The organism is Chroococcidiopsis sp. CCNUC1 (assembly GCF_023546805.1).
GTDB classification, from domain to species: domain Bacteria; phylum Cyanobacteriota; class Cyanobacteriia; order Cyanobacteriales; family Chroococcidiopsidaceae; genus Chroococcidiopsis; species Chroococcidiopsis thermalis.
The window spans coordinates 3,793,873-3,808,440 of sequence record NZ_CP097480.1 but is presented as its reverse complement, the minus strand read 5'-3'; the positions used below and the strand labels follow the sequence as shown (position 1 = coordinate 3,808,440).

Here is a 14,568-nt window from a genome sequence, read left to right as displayed (position 1 = left end):
GAGAAAACATATCTATGGGGCGCACATCTGTATGCCCCTACAATCACAATCAATGCGTAAATTATGTTTTTGCCTAACGAGAAGCCGCCATTCTCCGCCGTAAGACTTCCAATAGCGTGTTAAATTCTGCTGGAGGTGCTGCTGTCACCTCGATCGCCTCTCCAGTTACTGGGTGTTGTAGCGTGAGTCGCCAAGCGTGTAAGGCTTGTCCAGAAAGATTGACACCAACAGAACGCCCAGACCCATAAATCGGATCGCCCACAATGGGATGACCGATATGGGCGCTATGGACGCGAATTTGATGAGTGCGCCCAGTTTCTAATTGAAAATGAACTAAAGTATAGTTTCCTAACCTTTCTTTAACTTGCCAGTGGGTGATCGCTGCCCGTCCTCCCTTGTCTACAGGAACGATCGCCATTTTTTTGCGGTCTGTAGGATGGCGACCGATGGGCAAATCTACAATTCCATTGGGCGATCGCGGCGCACCGTAAATAATACCCAAGTACTCGCGGCGGGCGGTTTTTGCCTTGAGTTGTGCTTGTAGGTGTTGTTGGGCAAGGTCAGTTTTGGCAATCGCGATCGCCCCCGTCGTATCTTTATCCAAACGATGAACGATGCCAGGGCGTTGCACTCCGCCTATGCCTGGTAAGTTTGGACAGTGGGCAAGTAAAGCATTAACTAAAGTACCATCAGCATGACCTGGGGCGGGATGAACGACTAACCCGCAGGTTTGTTAATTATGAGTAGCGAATCATCTTCGTACAGGATATCGAGGGGAATTGCTTCGGGTTTGAGTTCTAACGGCTGAACGGCAGGAATTTCGATCCGAATGCGATCGCCTGTTTTCACCTCTGTTTTTTTTGCCGTGCAAACTGAATCGTTAATCTGGACGCAGCCTTGTTCGATCAACTGTTGCAGACGCGATCGCGACAATTGTGTGAGTTGTTGGGCAAGGTAACGGTCTAGGCGATCGTCACTGGCTGTTACCTGTAAATGAATTTCTGTCACGACTACTCTAAATCGATTCCTCTGCACTTCGCATTGTTAATTTTATCTAAGTCGCCCTTCATTCATCTTTGAGCCAAGCAAGAGTGCAGGTTCGATTGTTAGAAAAGATACGGTGTATCAATTACTTTTTATCACAAAGGTTCATCTTTCTCCGAAATACAGCACTATAACAGATTTAATTTTGCATCGATGAATACAGAAATAACTATATGGCGATTTTTAGAGGCACGATAAATAACGACACGTTAACTGGCACTGTAGGCGACGACCAAATCTACGGTTTAGCTGGGGATGACACTTTGCAAGGCAGTTCGGGCAACGATCGCCTCTACGGTGAAGACGGAAACGATTACCTCTATGGCGACAATGGTAGCGATCGCATCTTCGGTGGGAACGGTGACGACCATCTTCAGGGGGGTGACGGCGACGACTACATTGAAGGGGGTGAGGGTAGCGACTATACAGAGGGTGGTAACGGCAACGACTATTTAGTCGGAGGAAATGAGAGTGAAGCCTTATGGGGAGACTCTGGAAACGACAAAGTTTTCGGTCAGAGTGGCAATGACTACATTCATGGAGGTGATGGCGAAGACTATTTAGAAGGCGGAGAGGGTAACGACGAAGTTTCAGGCGATAGCGGTAACGACAAGCTTTATGGCAATATCGGCAATGATTTTCTAGATGGTGGCGGCGATCGCGATATCTTAGAAGGCGGCGATGGTAAAGACCACTTGGTAGGAGGTGGAGGTAAAGACACGATATATGGTGGGGCTGGGGATGACTTTCTCGCTGGCGGTTACGATTCCGTGGTTGGCTTTGGCGGGAATGATTCTATTGGTGGCAAAAACGACATCGATTTGTTATTTGGCGGTGCGGGAAAAGACACTTTTGGAATCGGTTACAGTACCGACGATGGCAATCCAACCACAGACGGCAGGCGAGATTACAGCTTAATTAAAGATTTCAATCCCCAAGAAGATACGATCCGGCTGAATGGCGCTAAAAGTAACTATATTCTGAAACCATCTCCTCAAGGTTTACCTCAAGGTACGGCAATTTATTTTGACAAACCAGGCAGTCAACCGGACGAACTGCTGGCAATTGTAGAGAATAAATCGGGATTGAAACTGAGCGATCGCTACTTTACTACCACTGCTGAGGATAACTTTTACGGAACCTCTCAAGACGATTATTTTGACGCTGGGGTAGGAAATGATTACGTCAGGGCATTTGACGGTAACGATACCTTATTAGGTGGCGATCGTGATGATTTCATTGTTGGCGACAAAGGCAACGATATCCTCTTAGGTGGTAATGGTAATGATTCACTTTTAGGAACAACTCCATTTAGCCCGATGGATTCAGATTTCGTCAGTGGCGGTCGTCCCAATCCGTCAGTTCTGGGCAAAGGGCAGATAGACACTCTTACAGGTGGTGCAGGTAAAGATAACTTTTGGCTGGGCGAGTCATTAAGTGGTAAATACTATTCCTCTTATCGCTACTACGACGATGACAACGCTTCAACTGTTGGCAACAATGACTATGCGTTAATTACAGACTTTAACCTTCAAGAGGACAAGATTACACTGATCGGACAACCGACTGACTATCTGCTAAAAGCAACCTCTGGCAGTTTACCCGCAGGTACGGGAATATACATCAACAAACCTGGAAGCGAACCAGATGAACTCATCGGCATTGTTAAGGATATATCGCCAACAAAGCTAAATCTGGGCAATTCCTACTTTTTCTACACCAATCCCGAACCCATTTCTGTTCCAATTTAAGACACGAGTAGGTCATACCATTTCACTAAAACTACGCTACAGAAGATCCCCCAACCCCCTTGATAAGGGGGTTGGGGGGATCTCTTTTGTCGTAGTCAAAGAGTAAATTGGTATCAGTTATCAGCGAACAAAAGTTGTAGAGGCGGGTTTAGCAAGTATGTTCGCGGCTAATGACCAGAAATCTCGACCCAAAACCCGCCCGTACCGGGAAATTTTGAATTGAAATTTTGATAGCGGGTTTCAATTGGGTAAAACAGACGATCTGTAGGGGCGCACAGCCGTGCGTCCCTACAAATGTCACGTCAACGCGATTTTCTTCGATCGCTAATGAAAGTAACTAAATTGTATTAAAAACTTTATTCTTAATTATAACACAAAACCGCAATCAATTGCTTCATGATATACGATTTACTGATGCCATGAGCAACTATCTTAGAGATGGATTTAAAGTTAAGATTTTCTTGCGACTTGCTAGAAAATTTTGTTATGTAGAAAGCTATCAAGATTTACCCAGAACGGTTTTTCTACCTTTCAATTCAATTCAAAAATGCTAAAATAAAGAGGAAAGCAGCAGGTTAATTAGCATCAAGATTGACTCCAATAAATCGCTGCTAATAGCTTAATTTCACTTGCTTTTTCGTGAAAAAATTTGAGTTGGTCGAAGATTGATAATGGTAACGCAACTGAATCACTACCCAGCCGCGATCGCCCAAGCAGCCCAGAGAGTAAACGAACTGGACTCGCAAATTATGGCAGTTCAACAGCTAATTAGCCGTGAAGAAGGAAACGCCGATCGGCTATCGGCGTTCGATGTAGACTTAAAAAACGACACTCAACGTAAGGCACGTCGCTTTGAAGTTCTGCTAACTCATCAAGAATATCAAACGGCAGTCAATACACTCATGCGACTGACGGCTGATAAAGCTAATGCGATCGCGCACTTAGAATATTTACGCAATCAATTTAGTGTTGCCAAACTAGAAGCAAGACTAGAAATTGCCAAGCAACTCACTGATTTTGAGTCGCGAGAATTAGTAGGTTTGTAAGAACAGTTATCAGTTATCAGTTATCATCACAAATAATCCATAAGTTGTTGGTCAGGAGTCACTGTCGCGCCTGGTCATCGATAACTGGTCACTGATTTAATTCTCGCTCCCAACCTTTCCATGACGCAAGTTACTTTAGAAGAAATTACTAAATTGCAGGTTGAATTGACAAATTATCCCAATGCTCTTGCTGCTTTGCAAGAAATAGAAGAGTGTGAGGGAGATTTAGAAGATGCAGCTATGGTACTAGCAATTCGAGCCGGACAGCAACCAGATATAGCAAATGCAGAGTGGTTATCGAGTTTGGCAAAGAAATGTCGTGCCTTTATTTGTCGCCAAGAATTGCGATCTGCGTTAGCAAATGAATCTTTTGCGCCAGTAGTAGAACAACTAACAGCAGCTAAAATCTGCCCTACCCTACTGGTAATGCCTGTTTTGTTATACGTTCAAAAACAAGGCGTGGATGAATTCTGTCAACCTCTCGATCCGGTAGCTTAAAAAAGTCAAAAGTCAAAAGGTAAAAGTCAAAATGAATTTCTTAGCGACTCAAAGTCCGTAAGAATCTTTGCATACTAGCGAAAATTCCTGGTTTTCTCGATCCAGAAGCATTAGCAGTTTCAGTTGAATTGGATTGACTCGTACCTCCGTAGAGAATGGCATCGATTTCATCGCCCATTGGTTTTGTTGGTTGTTCGGTAATTAACTGAAACTCTTCTTCTATTTCCCGCCAGATTTGCCATTCACCGGGGTAGGAACGGAATACGGAGATATTTTCGATGGGGCGCAAATAGTAGCAAGATTCAATATTATTGAGAAAGCGGGTGCGTAATTGTCTTCCAGCGTAACCAATCCCGACAATCGCCACGTCTTCCAAACGAGGATTGAGCATCACTGTAGGACATGTAGCTAACTCGCACAACTTTTCTACTCGTTCGACTTCTACCGCAGAAGGCGAAATAAATAACAAAGCCTCATCTTCTGGTTCTATTTTTTCTTCCAGCGGCGATCGCGTGCCGATATCGACAATTTTAAATGGTACTTCTCCCCAATCCCGCCGTGCTAGCGCCGCCGCACCCGCATCGGGAAAAAACACCTTAAGTTGGGAGCCGAACTGAGTAAATTCTGCTAAAAATTGCTCGGCAACAGACATCGGTTTGAGTTCTGGGATCGCTAACTCCACTTGCAGGCGAGTATATCCATCCGCGATCGCTGCTGAAGTGGCTACTGCTGCTTGGGCGATCGCCTGTTCTAGCGTTTTGGGAAATTCTGTCATATGAGAGGGAGCAGGGGGGAGCTGAGGGAGCTGAGGGAGCTGAGGGAGCTGGGGGAGCTGAGGGGGAGAAGAGAGAGTTGCAGAGCAACTACCAACTACCACTGATAACTGATAACAGTTAACTGTTAACTGATAACTGTAATTTTACAGGTATGAGGCGATCTAAAATTTGTTTCAGTACCGTTGCCGTCCAGTCAATATCGGCTGCTGTGGTTTCTCTACCTAGAGTTAAGCGAATTCCACTCAAAGCCGCAGCTTTGTCATATCCCATTGCTAGTAATATGGGACTGGGAGAAAGCTTACCACTATGACAGGCAGAACCAGCGCCGATCCCAATTCCCGCCAAATTCATTTGCCGCACGATAGTTTTCCCGCTGACTTTCTCGCCATCTGCGCCTTTAATGTAGAAACTAGCGTGGTGCGGTAGACGTGACTGGCGATCGCCTGTAGGGATGAGTTGAGGTACGTCAGCTAATTGAGCGAACAAGCGATCGCGCAATGACACCAAGCGCGATGTTTCCGTGGGCATTTCTTGAGCGGCGAGTTCTGCGGCAATGCCAAAACCAGCAATAATTGGTACTGCTTGCGTTCCCGATCGCAGTTTTGATTCTTGTCCGCCGCCACCTAGTAACGGCACGATCTCCACCCCAGGACGAATGTAAAGCGCTCCTGCCCCTTGAGGACCGTAGATTTTATGACTGGAAAGGGATAATAAATCTACAGGTAGCTCTTGCAGATCTATAGGCAAGCGTCCGGCAACTTGGACAGCATCTGTGTGAAACAATGCGCCGTGGGAACGGGTAATCTTGCCCAAAGTCTCAATTGGTTGTAGCGTGCCAACTTCACTTTGACCATAAACGATTGAAACTAAAACTGTATTTGGTTGAAGTGCTGCTTGCAAGCGATCGGGATTCACGCACCCGTTGCCATCTACTGGTAAACGAGTCACCTGCCAACCCCACCGTTCTAGTAACCTTGCTGGCTCTGCGATCGCCGAGTGTTCGATACTAGAAATAATCAAGTGCTGGGGACTACTATAGCGTTGGGCAACCCCCATAATTGCTAAGTTATCTGCCTCTGTACCACCGGAAGTGAAGATAATTGACTCGGCGTTACGGGCGTTGACTAAGCTAGCCACCTGCATTCTGGCTTGTTCCAACACCGTTGCAGCGCGTCCGCCCCACTCGTGCAAGCTAGATGGGTTGCCCCATTGTTGAGTTAACACTGCTTGCATAGTCGAGATCGCCTCTAAACGAGTCGGCGTTGTCGCGCTGTAGTCGAGATAAATCTGCATGGATGTCAAGAGAATATGTGGTGCGCGATGAATGGGGTGTGGGGTGTGGGGTGTGGGAAGTGTGGGAAGTGTGGGAGGATACAAGAGAGAATTTTGTCCCCGCTCTCCCTTGTCCCCCTTCTCCCCTAATCCCCACTCCCTTCGGTCGCGGGGTCCCCGAGTTCCCCCTTGTCTCCCTTGTCCCCTCACTCCTCACTCCTAATTAGACACTTCTGCCATCTCAATAATCTGTCCTTCAAGATCTTTGACTAAGAAGTTTAATGGCTTCTGGCTGAGAATTTTGTGCTTTAAATTCATCATTTCCACCCGCATCAAGACTTGTTCCAAACATTCGCGATCGAAACAGACATGGCGCTGCTGGTTTTTCTTCCCTAAACTAGCTCCAGTGATGATGTGGAGTTGGGTGTTTTTCTTGAGTTGATACCACAATCCATCGGGACCGTTAAATCCTTTGGTGCTGGTAAAACTCGGACTAGGAGAGATGTAGTAAGGATCGATCGTTCCAGCTGCGCCCAAGGTTTGCTCGTAGTTGTAGTAGTAGTGTAAAGGAACTTCGGCAGCGGGGAGATTGAGCATTCCTTCGTAAAGCTGACGGGCAATCTCTAAGTCAGATACCATAACGGTATAGACCTTCGGGGCGCTGGTGAGAAACATCCACATAGCAACCGCATAGGCTGCTAGTAGCATCACCATAATCCCCTGTGTAGAGAAGAGGCTATCCAGGGGTAGGGAGGGCAAAAAAGCACCTAAAGTAGGCGGAAGCAGAAACGATGTCGAACTCACTGCTGTAACCATGAATGGGTGATGGGGAATAAATAACTTGAGTTTTCGTGTGCTAGCACAAAATTAATCCAATGATACTAGTCTATCAAGAGGAGAATTATTCGTTTGTAAATTGTGATTGAGTCAGTAGTGAGTCGGATCTAATTCAGAAATACGTCTCCAGTCGGTTGAATTTGCAGAGATTGCTTATCTATCCCGAGGTCGGTGGTTGCATCTAGCATTAATTCTAGTACTCCTGGAGTTGGCGATCGCCCAGTTGCGTTCAACAATCCGCCATCTTCGCGCTTGAATGTCACCGTTGTAGGTGTAACTAAGTTTTTGAGCGTGACATCCGATTTTCCTGGGAGCGATCGCGGTGCTGTATTGCCAATTGCTTGATAAGTGATTTTTGCTCCTGTCTGATTGATCAGCTTAATACTAACTTTGCCTTGATTCAATAGCACTGTCGTACTGGGAGGCTGCTGCTGTTCGGGTAGGGGTGGTTGAATGGGAGAAGGCGAAACTTGTGGAGTAGGGGACACTTGCGTATTAGGAGGCTGCTGCTGTTCGGGTAGGGGTGGTTGAACGGGAGCAGGCGAAACTTGGGGAATTTGTGTAGTTTGTGAAATATAGCTATTGTGTGGTGCTACTGTAACGATCTGAGAAAGAGACGTAAGTACTGACTTTTGCTCTGCTTGGGGTATAGCAACGGCAGGTAAATCGATTGTCAAACTGCTACAAATAACACCTAGCATTGCGATCGAGCCGCGCAGCCTCATACTACAGTTCTTCATTTTTCTCCAGTTACATATATATTTACGTGAATCTAGATTTGACTGTTTTTCCAGCCAAGGCTGCATCTGAACTGATGAGTTATATAAATCAACCAAATTTCTCTAGCAATAGTTAGTTAAAACTTTGCTTTTCGAGAAGCATTTGGGTAGTTCGACATTGAATTATAGCAACAAATAATACATACCACCTGCTATTTCTCAAGAGGGGTTGGATCGTTTAGTAACAAATGACCAATAACCAATGACAAAACAGGGTAGGAGACAACTCCTACCCTGACTCAAAATTAACTTCAAATGTTCCTAAGCTGTTTCCCACATTTGCCGAACTCTTGGAGGTAAGCAGTTAGCAATTTCTTTAACTCTTTCTTCCGATAGTTCGTCCTTGGTAGCAGAAAATACAGCCTTAACTACTTGTTCGGTATCTAAATCGAAAGCAGTTTTTGCTGTTGGTGCTTCACCTTTAACTCGTGCCAAGAAGCGATTGTCATTAACGTTAGTAATGTCAGAACTATCTGAGTGGTAGAAAGGCGGACGAATTCTACTCAAAAAGCGAACGATGGGATTGGTATCATTCCACAAGTCAGCTATTTCCATTTGTAACGCTTTGTCTTCTGTTGGCAGAACTTCCTTATCTTCTAATTCTTCTGCCACTCGATCTGATGCTTCCGTTGTCATTAAATCGCGCATGACGCGATAGACGACTTCTGTGACATCTCTAGCATCAAACAGATCCTCAAGTCCGCTTTTAAGCATGACTTTCTCTAAGAAAGGCATGTCTTTAGTCGCAATGGGAACTGAGGGACCTTCTTTTAATTCTTCTGGAGGTTTTGCCTCCATCTTCTCCAACATTCTGCGACCTTTTTCTGTCAATTCTGCCTGTTTGAAAGTAATCAAATGTGGCAAAGGACCATCAGATGAACCAAAAGTATTGGCAACTCTAAAATCAACTTCTTTAGGATTTACAGCATCGGGAACATCTTCCTGGTTGCCATAAGCATTACCACTAAATTCAGCCTTAATATACTGCTTTTGATTCAGATAATCCAAGTGTCCTAATAGTTCGGCTTTTGTTGGTTCGCGACCGATAAAGTCATCAGCAGTAAATTTTACTGGATGCAATTCTTGCCCAGTTTCATTGATTTTTTTCAAAATAATGTAGGCAACATCTTCTCTTAATGGAATGGTCATGAAATTACCCCTTAGCTTTTTATGCAGATTTTGACTGTAGCTAAAGAGAACCAACAAATTGTTTTTCAGTCCCTCTAGTGCTTGACTCAATTCAAGTCTTAGTGTAAATGAACTGAAGGAGGATCGAATTTAGTTCGGATCTACAGCCATTGCCATTTAAGGTATTAAGAATAAATACTTGCTTACATCTGTCACAGGAAACATATTCAGAAATTTTGAGGCATGAGCTTGAAGAAACAGTTTGGTTGTTATTGTCTATTTCCCTAAAGATATATTTTTTCAGAAAAGCTTTGAGTGGCTAAAATTTGCGGAACAGACTATTCTCGAATCCAATTCAGAGCATTACGTTCAGTGACTTGTGATGTTGCGATCGCCACTTTCGAGCGTTATGCCACAGCAAAACCTGTATGCTGCCCTAATTTTGGATGTCGAAAACCAAGCACTATATTCTCTCTAGGAATACCTGCTTCCATCAGATCGGTGACTACACTTTCTTCTGTATCATCATATTGCACCCAGACTTTATCACCGATCGCACTCAGATGTATAGGTGTCGCATGGAGATATTTATCGCCATTCCAGCCTAGATCTAGAACCAGATACTGCCCTATACGGTCGGCGTGCAAAGGGATTGTTAGATGGGAGGTTCGGTCATCAAGAACCAACCGATCCAAAATTGCTTCTCCCGCCGGAGTCATCTGGGGCTACAGTATCTTGGATGCGTAAGAGCATGATGGTCAGCACCACGACCCATAGCATGTAGCCAAAGATGTTAATACGCTCCCAAACTCCCATCCACGGCGTAGGCAAGTTTGCCGTAAGCCGGGAACCGTCCAAACCTGCCAAAATGCCAAACACGAGAAGTATCAGGATTGTCGCGATGGAGTAGAGGCGAAACCGCTTTCCGAATGCCGTAGCCGCGAACCCTATGGCGAGCAGCATGAAGAGAACGCCCACACCCGTGAGAATTGCGTGCATGGTATCGGTAAGCGTTCCCTCGACCCCACGTAGGTGCATCGGGAAAAATAGCGTTACTACCAAGCCGAGAACCTCCTTTCCGACCAGTCCGACCGCCGCGAAGCGCAGAGCGCGCTTTCGACCAGCCGATCGCCAGATGCCCACTCCGAATGCGTACACGAGTAGGGAATACGTGATGAAAAGCGGAACGACGAGTGGTGTCGTCGGAGCGTCGATAGCGATTAGTTCGCTGACGGTTTGAGAGGTGGAGCTATAGCCCTCCCACCGTATAGCTGCGAGTACGACGGTGGCAACATAGAGTAGTGAAGACAAGATACCGCAGACGAGCAAAACCTTTCGTACCATTGTTCACCTCCGAGCCGACTTTGGCTTTGAGTTTTTTGCTTGCGCGCATACTACGCTACATAAGTGCGGCACCATCGGTTGCTATGATTCTTCTTGGTGTCGCGACATTGCTATGTCCGTCTAAGCTGTTTATTATACGGAAAGTTTCCGTATATCTAATCTTATATAGGCTATTTCTACGGACTTTTTCCGTATAACACCCCACGTTTGACTGTTATACGAAAACTTTTTGTATAACTCCTTGTGTGGGGTGATTAGCTAGAAACTTTCCGTAAGATTACAGCTTTATTCCCAGCTTTCTAATTCTCGAATCCAAGTTTGCATCAAGGCGATCGCTTGAGTGCGACGCGCTTCAAATGTGGCAGCAATCCAAATAAATAGCAATCCGACTACAATTCCAATTGCCCATAGTAGTAAAGAATAATTATCGATAAATAGCCAAAGCTGACGCAAGACTTTTGTAATAAAAGTTAGCGTTCCAACATATAAATAAGCGCGGGTGCGAAATACGATTCCTGCTAAAATTAAACCTACACCCAGAAAGATAGTTAAAATTCCTTGCCACAAGCTGTTATCTGATTGATATAAAGCCGTTAAACAAAATAACCCTACAGCCAAAGTGCGGAGAATGTGACGCTTTTCCTTTTCGGTAGGCGATCGCAATGTTGGATCGACTTGGACAACATATAGCAACGAACCACTCAAGATAGAAACATACCACAAAGGATCGGTGAACTGCCAATTTTGAATCAGTCGAATAATTGCCCAATCAGCTAAAACAATACTTATATAACTGAGACGAATCTGATTTTCTATCCTTGCCAGCCAAGCATAGAAAGCAGCGACGAGAAATAAACTTGAAATTGAAATTTCACTAAATGTAAGCAAGACAATTGCCCCTGGTAAAACAGTAGCAGAACGCTGCCAAGGTTGTTTCGACCATCCCCAAGTTTGCCAAGGTAAGGAGTATAAAAGGTAGGCGTAGACACAAGCGATCGCGGCTGACCAATCCAGGAATGCAGATAGGGGTAAAATTCGATTCAAGAGGTGAGCAATTGCAATTGTTAATTGGATGACTCCCAAATAAACCCAGAAATTTCGATTCCGTCCTTGCCAGGCTGCATAAGCTGCTAATACTACTGTAACCACTAGCCAAAGATTGCTGCCAAAATTGCTTAAACTGACTCCTAATGCTAATAAGGAAAAAAGACTACCAATTCCCCAGTGAAGATGGGTAATTACGAGTAATTCTTGAGATGTAAGTCTCCAATAGAATAGCAACCAGCGAGAACAGAAACGATAGATAATTGCGATCGCACAGGCTAGGGTTGATAGTAAGACTATGCCATCCCCTGCTTGCCCTCCTTTGGATTGGATCAATTGATAAATTAAAAGTTCGTAAGCAGCAAAGGAAATACCAAATACAGATATAAATGTAATTGGTTTGAGCAGAGGTAAACGCCTTCCAACACCAATTCCTACTAATGCTGCTGCTAACGTGTAAAGTCCTGTGTAGGCAGTAAATGTATAGTGGGCGAAAATTAATCCTATGACTGCATATATAAGCGAGATAACGTGCCAACTAGAAAGGTAAGGTAAGGCAGAACGACGTACCCACCAATCACCACCTAATTGCGTTGCTAGTCCTAATCCTAAATTAGCGATCGCAATATTTATAAAAGACGGTACACTCCACCATACGATACTAGCTACTACTAATTCTGTACCCCAAGCAATCCCATAAAAACCTAAATTTGTCGGCTGTTCCCAGTTACGATAAGTAATTGCTCCTGTGGTTATAACTGCGGCAAAAATTATGTATAAATCTTGTATGGGGTAAACTTCTAGCCTACCTAAAGTTAGCAAAGTTAAATTAATTATACTCAGCGCGATCGCCCAACCGTCTAATGCTGGGGTATAAATTCCCGTGGAGAGAAATCGCCGTAACATCCACAACCCCCATAAAGCAACGCCAATCCATGTTGGTAACCAATTGAGGGGAACCCCCCAAATTTGCCACAGGCAAGTTCCCGCAAAACTCAAGCCAAATCCAACAGTTATTGCTGCGGCAAGTTGCGATCGCAATTTTTGCGTGTTGAATAACATTAAACTGGTGGCGACTGCCGTACTTATTAATAAAGGAGTTACTCTAGCTTCAGTTAGGATTTGGGCTAGAAGTAAGGCAACAACACTCAGCCAATTTGCTAATCTTGCTTGAGGAATGGTACGACTACCGAGAAATGTGAGACAGGTGGGAGTGGCTAGCCAAATTAATCCCCAGTATGAATTTGTTTCTATGAGTAGGGGATAACTCAATCCTGCTAAGACTAAACCGATATACCACGCACTGCGCTGCCAAATTGGATGCGTAAGGGCGCACGGCTGTGCGCCCCTACATGCAAACCCCCATTCTGCTATCATCCCAATTAATAAAATGACTGCCCAAAATCGAGTATCAAGATTGGGAAAACCCCAACCTATCCATGCATATAAAGTTAATATTCCTGTTACGTGCGTGAGATAAATTAACCATGCAACCGGAGTAGGGCGCTGACGTAGAACAATTATTAAGGTAAGAGTAGAAGCTAATAAGTAGAGCGATCGCACCAAGGGATTGAATAAACTAAATAAAGCAAGAACGCTTCCTAAAATCAATGCCACGCCTTCGGTATAACTAGCTAAATTTGGTTGAGAGGCACGCCGGAGGCGCGAGGCAACAATTAAGGTGACAATAATATAAGGAAAAAGCGCTAGCCCGATGAGTTCTCCTGGGAATAAATAACCTCCGGCGATTTGGGTTGCCAAGGCAATAATTTGTTGCCTCCCTGCAATGGGAATCAGCCGCCATAGCAAACAGTAAGCCTGCAATCCAACAAAAAATAGGGCGAGTAAATCCCATACTTGCCAAAGTCTTTGCAGATGATTTGCTAATAACCAGATACCTAAAATACTAACTGCGATCGCTTGCCAAGGTGGTTCGACATTGACAGCGACTATCCAACCCAATACTAATAACCCGATACCCGTGCGAGTCAATAGAGGTTGTACCTGACGGCGAGTTAACCAACAAAGTACCCAGCCGCAAATCCCTAACGCCAGTCCAATTGCATCTATGGGTACGCCTGCACGTAGGACTCCCCTACCCAAAAGCAGTAAGGTGGAAATAGCCAGAACAACGCCACTCATCCCTAAATCAATTAAACTTGCCTGACGCTTTTCTACCCGATGCCATAATACTCCTGCTGTCCCTAACGTACCGCTATAAATAGCAATGAGGGGAAACCCGGGTATTATCCAACCCAATTGCAGCCAACTCAGTGCAAGAGTATTCACTCTAATCGGTAATGCAGCTTGCAGTAACATCCAGGCGATCGCAGATAAACTTAAGATTGCGATCGCTCCTACTATTAATCCCAATCCATCCCACCACAGTTGAAACCCATCGATTGCCCAGAAGTTAACTGGAATTAGGGATAGGGTGGTGACTTGTAAAATCCTGCTTGTCAAACTCAAATTCGGTCGTTGTCGCGTCCACCAGCAAGCAACCCAAAATGCTAAGGTGTAGCCGAATAAAATGGCATATTGTCCGACTGCGGAAAAGTTCTGCCACTGACTCGCCGCTAGTACCCCAGAGGATACGACTACCATGAACACACCTAGAAATAGCAGCCACACGACGCTAATTTCTTCCATCAAGGAAGATAAAATTCGGCTGAGTATGGGTGCGGGACGAGTTCTCGCTGGAAGTGTTTCTGTTGCTGGTGTGGTAATAAAGTCTGCTTGAGGAGTTACTTCAGGTAGGGGTAAGGCACAAACTAGGTAAGTGCGACAAATTTGGATAACTTGAGTTTCAGAAAGCAACCCCAAGCGCAACCACAGATCTAATCCTTCTAACAACTGGGGTTGTGTAGCTGGTATTGTTAGTTTTATCTCGATTCGCTCTGGTTGTGAGGTCATGGCTAGCTATCTCAGCGCATACCTCATCATGCCGATTGTAGGGAAATTTAACTCTCGGTAAATGTGCTAGTTTTTAAGTTGGCGATCGCATTTGGGCTTTTACAGACTTATTTGTAGTTTTTAAAAACTTTAAAAT

General features: G+C 44.8%; 11 protein-coding genes and 1 pseudogene. 3 read left to right on the top strand and 9 right to left on the bottom strand.

Features of this window, described 5'->3' with window-relative positions; all coding sequences use genetic code 11:
• Positions 1-73: 73 nt before the first annotated feature.
• Positions 74-1,008: pseudogene (locus M5J74_RS33500) on the bottom strand (RluA family pseudouridine synthase).
• Positions 1,009-1,217: 209 nt separating this feature from the next.
• Between M5J74_RS33500 and M5J74_RS17735 the strand changes: the two are divergent.
• The 3 genes from M5J74_RS17735 (at position 1,218) to M5J74_RS17725 (ending at position 4,339) form a co-directional block, all read left to right on the top strand.
• On the top strand, positions 1,218-2,795 hold the full coding sequence (locus tag M5J74_RS17735; RefSeq protein WP_250012636.1) for a calcium-binding protein: 1,578 nt from the start codon (positions 1,218-1,220) through the stop codon (positions 2,793-2,795).
• Positions 2,796-3,466: 671 nt separating this feature from the next.
• Complete coding sequence (locus M5J74_RS17730; RefSeq protein WP_039717020.1) at positions 3,467-3,841, top strand: hypothetical protein; 375 nt, start codon at positions 3,467-3,469, stop codon at positions 3,839-3,841.
• Positions 3,842-3,961: 120 nt separating this feature from the next.
• A complete protein-coding gene (locus tag M5J74_RS17725; protein WP_015155400.1) occupies positions 3,962-4,339 on the top strand; it encodes a hypothetical protein in 378 nt (125 codons plus the stop codon).
• A 40-nt stretch (positions 4,340-4,379) separates the two neighbouring features.
• Here the strand turns inward: M5J74_RS17725 and M5J74_RS17720 are convergent, their stop codons facing one another.
• The 8 genes from M5J74_RS17720 to M5J74_RS17685 form a co-directional block, all read right to left on the bottom strand.
• A complete protein-coding gene (locus M5J74_RS17720) occupies positions 4,380-5,114 on the bottom strand; it encodes a DUF1995 family protein (protein ID WP_041463219.1) in 735 nt (244 codons plus the stop codon).
• Between the two features lie 118 nt (positions 5,115-5,232).
• Entirely contained in the window at positions 5,233-6,408 is a 1,176-nt protein-coding gene (locus tag M5J74_RS17715) for a cysteine desulfurase family protein (RefSeq protein WP_015155398.1), read from the bottom strand.
• A gap of 198 nt (positions 6,409-6,606) precedes the next feature.
• Entirely contained in the window at positions 6,607-7,203 is a 597-nt protein-coding gene (locus tag M5J74_RS17710) for a hypothetical protein (protein WP_015155397.1), read from the bottom strand.
• A gap of 128 nt (positions 7,204-7,331) precedes the next feature.
• Positions 7,332-7,964 carry a hypothetical protein gene (locus M5J74_RS17705; RefSeq protein ID WP_015155396.1) on the bottom strand — a complete coding sequence of 211 codons (633 nt, stop codon included), beginning with the start codon at positions 7,962-7,964 and terminating at the stop codon, positions 7,332-7,334.
• 300 nt (positions 7,965-8,264) lie between these two features.
• Positions 8,265-9,152: a DUF2267 domain-containing protein gene (locus M5J74_RS17700; RefSeq protein ID WP_106167894.1), complete on the bottom strand. Its 888-nt coding sequence runs from the start codon at positions 9,150-9,152 to the stop codon at positions 8,265-8,267.
• Between the two features lie 386 nt (positions 9,153-9,538).
• The gene (locus M5J74_RS17695; protein WP_199197357.1) at positions 9,539-9,778 is read right to left on the bottom strand and encodes an element excision factor XisI family protein; all 240 of its coding nucleotides are present in this window, start codon (positions 9,776-9,778) and stop codon (positions 9,539-9,541) included.
• A 28-nt stretch (positions 9,779-9,806) separates the two neighbouring features.
• Positions 9,807-10,475 carry a DUF998 domain-containing protein gene (locus tag M5J74_RS17690; RefSeq protein WP_106167896.1) on the bottom strand — a complete coding sequence of 223 codons (669 nt, stop codon included), beginning with the start codon at positions 10,473-10,475 and terminating at the stop codon, positions 9,807-9,809.
• 285 nt (positions 10,476-10,760) lie between these two features.
• On the bottom strand, positions 10,761-14,432 hold the full coding sequence (locus tag M5J74_RS17685; RefSeq protein WP_250012634.1) for a hypothetical protein: 3,672 nt from the start codon (positions 14,430-14,432) through the stop codon (positions 10,761-10,763).
• Positions 14,433-14,568 lie beyond the last annotated feature (136 nt).

What these genes read in the sequence shown, in the direction of transcription:
- M5J74_RS17710 (WP_015155397.1), bottom strand. Translation starts at nt 7,203, where the DNA reads ATGGTTACAGCAGTGAGTTCGACATCGTTTCTGCTTCCGCCTACTTTA.
- M5J74_RS17720 (WP_041463219.1), bottom strand. Translation starts at nt 5,114, where the DNA reads ATGACAGAATTTCCCAAAACGCTAGAACAGGCGATCGCCCAAGCAGCA.
- M5J74_RS17690 (WP_106167896.1), bottom strand. Translation starts at nt 10,475, where the DNA reads ATGGTACGAAAGGTTTTGCTCGTCTGCGGTATCTTGTCTTCACTACTC.
- M5J74_RS17735 (WP_250012636.1), top strand. Translation starts at nt 1,218, where the DNA reads ATGGCGATTTTTAGAGGCACGATAAATAACGACACGTTAACTGGCACT.
- M5J74_RS17725 (WP_015155400.1), top strand. Translation starts at nt 3,962, where the DNA reads ATGACGCAAGTTACTTTAGAAGAAATTACTAAATTGCAGGTTGAATTG.
- M5J74_RS17685 (WP_250012634.1), bottom strand. Translation starts at nt 14,432, where the DNA reads ATGACCTCACAACCAGAGCGAATCGAGATAAAACTAACAATACCAGCT.
- M5J74_RS17700 (WP_106167894.1), bottom strand. Translation starts at nt 9,152, where the DNA reads ATGACCATTCCATTAAGAGAAGATGTTGCCTACATTATTTTGAAAAAA.
- M5J74_RS17705 (WP_015155396.1), bottom strand. Translation starts at nt 7,964, where the DNA reads ATGAAGAACTGTAGTATGAGGCTGCGCGGCTCGATCGCAATGCTAGGT.
- M5J74_RS17715 (WP_015155398.1), bottom strand. Translation starts at nt 6,408, where the DNA reads ATGCAGATTTATCTCGACTACAGCGCGACAACGCCGACTCGTTTAGAG.
- M5J74_RS17730 (WP_039717020.1), top strand. Translation starts at nt 3,467, where the DNA reads ATGGTAACGCAACTGAATCACTACCCAGCCGCGATCGCCCAAGCAGCC.